This is a genomic window from Pedobacter sp. 10L46_2 (assembly GCF_056395165.1).
This window is the reverse complement of sequence record NZ_JBFTIZ010000034.1, coordinates 21,785-28,045: the sequence shown is the minus strand read 5'-3', so window position 1 is coordinate 28,045 and position 6,261 is coordinate 21,785. Positions and strand designations below refer to the sequence as shown.

The window sequence follows — 6,261 nt, the reverse complement described above, 5'->3', positions numbered from 1 at the left end:
GATACTACACATTTTCCCAACAGCACGCCTACTTATCCTTTTAGAGGAAAAGGTTGCTACCTGATATTGGGTAAAGTAGTGGAGGATTTCGGTTTTCCAAGTGTTGAGGTAATCAGGTTTGCAAAGCTACCTATTGTTCATAATCCTGTGATGGATTGAGCTTGATTAAATACAAAATTTGGAATTTTATTTTTTATGAGTCAAAATGCCAAACAAAAAATTGTCGAAAACTTAATAGCCGGAAAAAGTGCGGAATGTATAGTATTCTTTGTTTTTGAATCAAGAGAATAGGACTTTTGTTAATAGAATTGTGTGCCTAAATTGTAGTCTCATAAATAAATTTTTGTTTCGCACTTTTCGTTTTAATTATGTCTATTAAGATTTGTAGACATGCTTATATTTGGTTTTTAGGCATTGTTGTTCCTGCATCGAACAGCAATGCCTTCCTTAAAACAGTAACCCGAAAATTTATTTATCAACTGTCCTGATTTAGTTTCGAAGTCTTCTTTGTATCCTTCATAAAAATATACACCATCAGGGATATGAAAATACAGATGGTGATGTACCAGTAGTAATATTCTTCATGGTTCCAATCTTTTAATTGCAAAGCGATATATTCGGCTGATCCCCCGAAGATGGCAACAGTTAGCGCATAGGGTAATCCAACACCAAGGGCTCTAACCTGGGCTGGAAATAGTTCGGCTTTTACTACTGCGTTGATACTGGTATAGCCACTAACAATAATTAATGCAATCATTAAAAGAAAAAACGCCTGCCACTGTGAGGTGGTGTGACTTAGCGTTGTAAGCAATGGAACTGTGCATATGGTGCCTAATACACCAAAAGCAATGAGGAGTGGTCGCCTTCCTATTTTGTCGGACAATGCTCCGAATAAAGGCTGCAAACATGCAAAGATGAGTAGTGTTAAAAACGACATCAATGTAGATTGTTCTTTTGTCATGTGTACAGTATTGACAAGGAACTTTTGCATATAAGTTGTGTAGGTATAGAAGGCGAGGGTACCGCCTAGTGTTAATCCTATTACGGTAATTACTGCTTTGGGATGTTTTAATAATTCTTTTATAGTTCCTTTCTTTTCATTTCCGCGTTGCTTTTGGTTCTCGAATGCTTTTGTCTCATCGAGGTTTTTCCTAAGATAAAGTGCAACAATGGAAAGGATGGCACCGAATACAAATGGAATACGCCAACCCCATTCCTGAAGTTGAGTTTCAGATAGTAGTACTCTTTGCAGGATTAATTGAATAGCGAGGGCTAGTAATTGGCCCCCTATTAAAGTTACATATTGAAAACTTGAGTAAAATCCGCGTCTGTTTTTGGTGGCCATTTCACTTAAATAGGTCGCAGATACGCCATACTCGCCACCAACACTTAAGCCTTGAAGCAATCTTGCGGTTAACAAAAGGATGGGTGCTATAATGCCAATGGTTTTATAGGTCGGCGTTAGGGCGATTAGAAAAGAACCCAGCGACATCAATAATACAGAAAGTGTCATGGATTGTTTACGACCAACGCGATCGGCAACGCGACCAAAAATATAGCCTCCAAGTGGGCGCATTAAAAAACCTAAAGCAAATATCCCTGCGGTATTTATTAACTGTACAGTGGGGTTTCCTTCAGGAAAAAAGGAGGCGGAAAAATAAATTGCAAAAGCAGAGTAGGCATACCAGTCGTACCATTCTACAAGATTACCTATGGAGCCACCAAAAATGGCTTTTAGTCTTCTTGCCGAGATTTTATCATCATTTCCTTCCATAGGTTTTATAGTTAAATGCAATTTATAGAGTTTGATCTTTATATAGGCAAAAATGGATCAACTAAAAATTTTTAAAGGCGTATACAATATTTTGTTTCTAAATGCGTCTTTATATGGAGAGCGTTAATTTAGATATACAGGAATGGTCGGTAGGATCATTCCTGTTTTCTTTTTATAGCCTATCTAGTTGTAATATAATTGTAACTATATTCCATGGTTATTTGATGAACGAATTAATTTGTATCTTGTATTGTTTATTTTTTATCTGTAAAGCAGTACGTTATGAATCAAAAAGAAATCAAAGACGAGTATGTTAACGCAGTTAACAAGATCGAAACCATTCTTAAATTCGATAAACATGTTTATCCTACAGCGACCGATTTTATTGGTCACCTTTTAAAACTATCTAAAAGCCATCATTTTGAAGTTTTAACAAAAGACGGCTCTAAACTGGAAGATGCTATTAATGGGTAAATGCCTTTGACAAGAGCTATAAACCTGGTAATACTTCTGTTCCTTGCAAACTGTGCTTCCGGACAAATTAAAAAAGTTCAGGAGGTAGTTGATTCCTGTGTAAAACAGCGAAACTTTAACGGCGCAGTGCTAATTGCAAGGAGTGGGAAAATTGAGTATTTAAAATATACGGGAATAGCAGATAGGGTTAATGATATCAGGTATTCCGAAAATACAAGATTTCACATTTGGTCGTTAACCAAAACATTCACGGCTGTACTGATCATGCAGCTCTATGAACAAAAAAGAATAAATTTAGATTCAACAATCTCTGTATATTATCCTGAATATAAGGGCGAAGCTGCAAGAAAAGTTACTATCAGGAATTTACTTACCTATAGTAGTGGAAGGTTTCATAGGGATATTAGTTCTCCGGAAATGATACATGAGGCTTATGATAAAACAATCTGGCCTCTGGATACTTTTATAAATAAATTCCTTTCAGAAAAATTAATAGATACGCCAGGTACTAAATTCAATTATAATAATGGCGACTTCATTATCCTGGGTAAAATAATAGAGAATATTTATGGAAAAAGTTACCAGCAGGTGCTAAAAGAAAAAATATTATTGCCTTTAAAAATGTTTCATACAGATTACCTTCATCATGAGGACATCATAAAAGGCATAGATCATGGTTATTCAAATAGAGATTCAAGTGTAACAGATCTTTATATGCCAACAAATTATTATATGGATAATTTCTATTCTGCGGGAGCTATGTACTCAACGCCGCAGGATTTGCTGTTGTTTGATCAGGCAATTTTTAATCATAAAATATTAAAACCTGAGACGGTGGATGTAATGCTTAAGGGGGATGAAAAGCTTGGAGATGTTGCTTTTGGATTTTGGGTATACCCTAAGAAATTCGGAAATGTAAATACCATATTTGCTGAAAGGCAGGGAGCAGGGTACGGACATAATGCGAACTGGGTACACCTTGTTGATAAAGATCTTACTTTTATTTTCTTATCCAATACGAACACGACTGATCTTAATAAGATGCGCCTAAAAGTAATTGCTGCTTATTTGGGCCAGAAATAGATGGTGTTTGGTGCCTAAGCGTATTGGTTGATGATCTGCTGTAATTGCGTTGCCTGAACAACTCCAGATTGCCTCCAAAGAATTTTACCTTGTTTAAAGAGTATAAAAGTAGGTACACCTTGCACACCGTATGCGGCAGCAGCGGCTTGATTCTTGTCCACATCTATTTTTAGAATGGTTGCAGTCTCTCCAACTTGTTTTTTTAATGTGTCCAGAATGGGCGCCATAACTTTGCATGGGCCACACCATGTAGCATAAAAATCGACAAGTACCGGTTTATCACCTTTAATGATTTCTGAGAATGTAGCCATAGTATTACTAGTTTAATGTTATGTTATTCTAAGCAACAAACAGAATGCCACATACCTGAGTGGGATTTCTAATATATAAATTGATAGCTTTGTAAACTAGATTTTAATGATATGATTAGATACTGCTTTATACTGTTTATGATGATTCAACTGAACAGTTTTGCACAAGATTATAAAACACAGATTGCAACGCACCGCGAAAATTACAAGGCAGATTTTTTGAAGGATACCCGTTCACCGCTAAAGGAAGGTGATCTAAAGAATTTACATTTTTTTGAAGCCGATAGTAACTATAGGATAAAAGCGAATGTAGAGCTTTTAATGAACGAAACATCATTCCAAATGCCAACCTACACAGGTACTAGCAGGGAATATATACGTTATGCAATTCTTAGTTTTAAATTAAATGGCGAACCCCAGAAGCTTACTATATATAAAAGCATTTCTTTATCGAAAATTGCCGAATATAAGGATCATTTATTTCTGCCATTTACTGATGAAACCAACTCGGAGGAATCATACGGTGGTGGAAGGTATATTGACCTAAGCAGCCAGGATATTTCAGGAAATTTTATTGAGGTCGATTTCAATAAGGCCTACAGCCCTTATTGTGCTTATAGCGATGGCTATCAATGTCCTAAACCTCCGGCAGAAAATGACCTGAAACTTAAGGTTAAAGCTGGTGAAATGATATATACCGGAGATAAAAAACATAAATAATTTCTTTTGATAGAATTAAAAATCAGAGTTAGTTGATTTAATCAACTAACTCTGATAAGCATAAACCATATTTAGATTTGCTGTCTGCTTATCTTTAATACGCTTTAAATGATCTTGGAATAGTTCGTGCTCAGTTTGTGAGGCAGTTGCTAGCGCCGCTTGTTTGTAGTGCTCTTTTGCTGTAGCGAAGTCTTGTAATTCCTCAGCATTTAAGCCAAGGCTCTCATGAATGTGAGCTTTACAAACTCCTGGAACAGTTAATGCCTTTTTAGCTATGTTTTGAGCTAATTTATGCATTTTTAATGTGATCAACAGCTTTAGATAATGTTCATAAACATCAGGGAAATCAGCCTCCAGTTCTATGCACTTTTTATAATAGTAGCCGGCAGTTTGGTAATTTTTGAACTGATAATAATAAAAACTACCCAATTGATAATATGCTCTGGCATACTCCGGATCTGAATTAACGATTTCATGAAAAAAGTGAAGCGCTTTTGGCAGCTCGCCATAATGAAGTTCTTCTATTGCCTGCAGATACTTTTCTTCTACAGTGTATAAAATGTCCATAAGGATATATGTATGATTTGCTAAGGATTAAATAGCCATAGCAAATTGATTATAATAAAATAAATGATTTTTGTTTAGGTCTTAGCGTATTCTAGTTAAAACTAAAATCCATACCCAAGTCCATGAGCCAAGGAGACCGGCTAATGTTATTCTTTTGGATATATTTAAGACGTAGCATGATTTTATTTTTTTACAAATGTAGTTAATTTTTTTATTTAAAAACAGACTGCCATAGGGTTGTCAGTGGAGGTGGTTTTCTTTGTATAAGAAATGAGATTAACCACTAAAAACCCTACATTATGACTACGATTAACACAACCGCAGAAACAGTTTTGACGCCTTTATTTATTAACTCTAATGCTTTGTTAGACCATTGGCAAGGCCACCGCAGACTTACAAGACGTGTGATTGAGGCTTTTCCGGAAGATAAATTATTTAATTATTCTGTTGGAGGGATGCGTCCGTTTGCCGGTTTAATAAGTGAAATTACCAGCATGTCTGGTCCGGGGGTGAAAGGCATTGCTACCGACGAGTGGACAACCATTAATGAAATGGATCATCACACAGGAAAAACTGAAGTGAATTCCAAGGAAGCGCTGTTAAAGGAATGGGATAGGATAACAGATGAGATCAATACTTACTGGGCACAGATTCCAGAAGAGAAATTTCAGGAGGTAGTATTGGCATTTGGTCAATATGAAGGAGAGGCGTATGGTATTATCCTTTATTTTATCGATAACGAAATTCATCATCGTGCGCAGGCCACTGTGTATTTGCGTAGTCTAGGTATAGAGCCGCCTGCATTTTGGAACAGAGATTAATTGCCTAAATTGCATCCATGGAAAAAATCTATGGTGATCATGTAAATCTATTAACAATACCCGGGGAAGCATTTTTTCATCCGGGTTTTTTTATGGAGGATGATAGTTATATGTATCTGGATAAGTTAACTGAGGAAACCGAATGGAAACAGGAGCCCATAAAGATTTTCGGAAAAACCGTTCTTCAGCCTCGTTTTACCGCCTTTTATGGGGATGAGGATGTTAGCTATACTTATTCTGGTATTACCATGAATGCTTTGCCGTGGACATCGACCTTACAGAGAATAAAAGAAAATATTGAAACAGCTTTTGATACTAAATTTAATGCCTGCCTGTTGAACCACTATCGCGATGGTAAGGACTATATGGGCTGGCATAGAGATAATGAAAGGAATCTGGGTAATTGAAACCCAACCTAGAATTAATTTGACTTTTAGAACGATTAAAACTTAGTGGCTTTAGTTATTCGCTTTATACGCATTGGAAAAAAATATTGTTGTAATTAAGTCAG

General features: G+C 36.1%; 8 protein-coding genes. 5 read left to right on the top strand and 3 right to left on the bottom strand.

The features are described from left to right. Window positions 1-475: 475 nt before the first annotated feature. A complete protein-coding gene (locus tag AC1DDX_RS05985; RefSeq protein ID WP_288881022.1) occupies window positions 476-1,774 on the bottom strand; it encodes an MFS transporter in 1,299 nt (432 codons plus the stop codon). Between the two features lie 282 nt (window positions 1,775-2,056). Here AC1DDX_RS05985 and AC1DDX_RS05980 point away from each other — a divergent pair, with 282 nt between their 5' ends. Both AC1DDX_RS05980 and AC1DDX_RS05975 read left to right on the top strand, forming a co-directional pair. Further along, on the top strand, window positions 2,057-2,248 hold the full coding sequence (locus AC1DDX_RS05980) for a hypothetical protein (RefSeq protein ID WP_048906978.1): 192 nt from the start codon (window positions 2,057-2,059) through the stop codon (window positions 2,246-2,248). Beyond that, on the top strand, window positions 2,249-3,331 hold the full coding sequence (locus AC1DDX_RS05975; protein WP_337716452.1) for a serine hydrolase domain-containing protein: 1,083 nt from the start codon (window positions 2,249-2,251) through the stop codon (window positions 3,329-3,331). Between the two features lie 14 nt (window positions 3,332-3,345). Here AC1DDX_RS05975 and trxA read toward each other — a convergent pair whose 3' ends face one another. After that, the gene (trxA, locus tag AC1DDX_RS05970; protein ID WP_337716454.1) at window positions 3,346-3,642 is read right to left on the bottom strand and encodes a thioredoxin; all 297 of its coding nucleotides are present in this window, start codon (window positions 3,640-3,642) and stop codon (window positions 3,346-3,348) included. Between the two features lie 138 nt (window positions 3,643-3,780). Between trxA and AC1DDX_RS05965 the strand changes: the two genes are divergently transcribed. After that, window positions 3,781-4,362: a DUF1684 domain-containing protein gene (locus AC1DDX_RS05965; RefSeq protein WP_337716456.1), complete on the top strand. Its 582-nt coding sequence runs from the start codon at window positions 3,781-3,783 to the stop codon at window positions 4,360-4,362. Window positions 4,363-4,407: 45 nt separating this feature from the next. On the opposite strand, the gene AC1DDX_RS05960 is transcribed toward AC1DDX_RS05965, so the two are convergent. Next, the gene (locus AC1DDX_RS05960) at window positions 4,408-4,929 is read right to left on the bottom strand and encodes a hypothetical protein (protein WP_048906975.1); all 522 of its coding nucleotides are present in this window, start codon (window positions 4,927-4,929) and stop codon (window positions 4,408-4,410) included. A 299-nt stretch (window positions 4,930-5,228) separates the two neighbouring features. Here AC1DDX_RS05960 and AC1DDX_RS05955 point away from each other — a divergent pair, with 299 nt between their 5' ends. Both AC1DDX_RS05955 and AC1DDX_RS05950 read left to right on the top strand, forming a co-directional pair. After that, window positions 5,229-5,750 (top strand): DinB family protein, encoded by a 522-nt coding sequence (locus AC1DDX_RS05955; RefSeq protein ID WP_172659561.1) that lies wholly within the window; start codon window positions 5,229-5,231, stop codon window positions 5,748-5,750. A gap of 17 nt (window positions 5,751-5,767) precedes the next feature. After that, window positions 5,768-6,157, top strand: a complete 390-nt coding sequence (locus AC1DDX_RS05950) for an alpha-ketoglutarate-dependent dioxygenase AlkB family protein (RefSeq protein ID WP_477621862.1) — start codon at window positions 5,768-5,770, stop codon at window positions 6,155-6,157. Window positions 6,158-6,261 lie beyond the last annotated feature (104 nt).

Excerpts from the sequence above, each read along its gene's own strand:
- AC1DDX_RS05965 (WP_337716456.1), top strand. The coding sequence starts at position 3,781 with ATGATGATTCAACTGAACAGTTTTGCACAAGATTATAAAACACAGATT.
- AC1DDX_RS05955 (WP_172659561.1), top strand. The coding sequence starts at position 5,229 with ATGACTACGATTAACACAACCGCAGAAACAGTTTTGACGCCTTTATTT.
- AC1DDX_RS05975 (WP_337716452.1), top strand. The coding sequence starts at position 2,249 with ATGCCTTTGACAAGAGCTATAAACCTGGTAATACTTCTGTTCCTTGCA.
- AC1DDX_RS05960 (WP_048906975.1), bottom strand. The coding sequence starts at position 4,929 with ATGGACATTTTATACACTGTAGAAGAAAAGTATCTGCAGGCAATAGAA.
- AC1DDX_RS05985 (WP_288881022.1), bottom strand. The coding sequence starts at position 1,774 with ATGGAAGGAAATGATGATAAAATCTCGGCAAGAAGACTAAAAGCCATT.
- trxA (WP_337716454.1), bottom strand. The coding sequence starts at position 3,642 with ATGGCTACATTCTCAGAAATCATTAAAGGTGATAAACCGGTACTTGTC.
- AC1DDX_RS05980 (WP_048906978.1), top strand. The coding sequence starts at position 2,057 with ATGAATCAAAAAGAAATCAAAGACGAGTATGTTAACGCAGTTAACAAG.
- AC1DDX_RS05950 (WP_477621862.1), top strand. The coding sequence starts at position 5,768 with ATGGAAAAAATCTATGGTGATCATGTAAATCTATTAACAATACCCGGG.